Annotated in this window: 1 protein-coding gene and 1 pseudogene; both read left to right on the forward strand. The window is 47.7% G+C overall.

Going from position 1 to position 1171, the window contains the following annotated elements; genetic code table 11:
* A pseudogene (locus tag CIK04_RS28250) lies at window positions 1–346 on the forward strand (putative nucleotidyltransferase substrate binding domain-containing protein); the annotation flags it as partial.
* Between the two features lie 134 nt (window positions 347–480).
* Window positions 481–873 (forward strand): 3'-5' exonuclease, encoded by a 393-nt coding sequence (locus CIK04_RS34610; RefSeq protein ID WP_325205948.1) that lies wholly within the window; start codon window positions 481–483, stop codon window positions 871–873.
* Window positions 874–1171 lie beyond the last annotated feature (298 nt).

The raw sequence follows: 1171 nt of genomic DNA on the forward strand, positions 1-1171 counted from the left end.
AGCAACACACTCAACATCAAAAATACGCGCTGAATTTGATCATCGATCTGGCGCGAATTTTCAGCTTATCCGCTGGCGGCTCGTTAACCGGAACAGAAGAACGATTCCGCTTTGCCGCCGAACATGGCACGCTCTCAAAGGGCAGTTGCGACACATCATTGGCGCTTATCGTTTCATTACGCAGGTGCGCTTCGCCATCAGCTCAATGCGATTTGGCGGGGAAACACCGGACAATCATATCTCCCCAGATGAGTTCAGCAGCTTTGAACGCAAGCACCTAAAAGATGCCTTTAAGATCATCAGCGAGATGCAAGATGTCGCCAAACTGAAGTTTATTAAAGGCTAAAACGATGATAAAAACATGGCTCAAACGCTGGAACACCATGCCCAGCCAAGAACAAATACGCCAACAGATCCTCGTTGAATCGGCATGGCCCGAAGCACTGCAAAACTATTTGAACACGCCGCTACATTGCAGAAGTGACGCCACTTCATCAAGTCTCGTTTCTTGCTTTAGATTTTGAGACCACAGGGCTTGATGCGAAACACGATAAATCCTCTCCATGCGCATGGTGTTTGACGCTCGAAGGCATTAACCTCTCAAGCACAGAAGAGATCTTGCTCAACCATGGCGCGTACATTAAAGCCGAGTCCGCGCGCATTAATGGCATAACACCACAGACGCTGGAGCAAGGTTGCTCACTAGAGCAAGGGATGATGCGTTTACTGGAACGAGCACAAGGTAAAAGTGTTGCTTGCGCAACAGTCGCAATCATTGAACAAGGTTTTCTCCAAGCTTTTGCTCAACAACATTTTCAGCTTGCCAAATTGCCTTGCCACTTTGTGGATACGTTGCAAATGAAAACGCTTTAGCTACGCAGGGAAAAGCGGCCAACGCAGCAGTTTTCAACTTGATGATTTACGACGTTGTTATCACTTACCCGASTTACCATGCCCACTCCGCCGCCAGCGATGCGCTCGCCTGCGCTGAACATGTTCATGGTGCAAAGCAAAAAACTTGATCTCAACAAACAACGACCACTCAATACCGTTTTGTTCTCCAGATAAACACTGATTCACCGGATGCTTTTCCTACATAACTCAAGTGCCCGCTATTGATCCATAAGGCGCTGTGTTTAAACGCCTCATTGGCTCAATCACAGCGTTGTCT

The sequence above is a fragment of the Vibrio sp. 03_296 genome, from assembly GCF_002265885.1.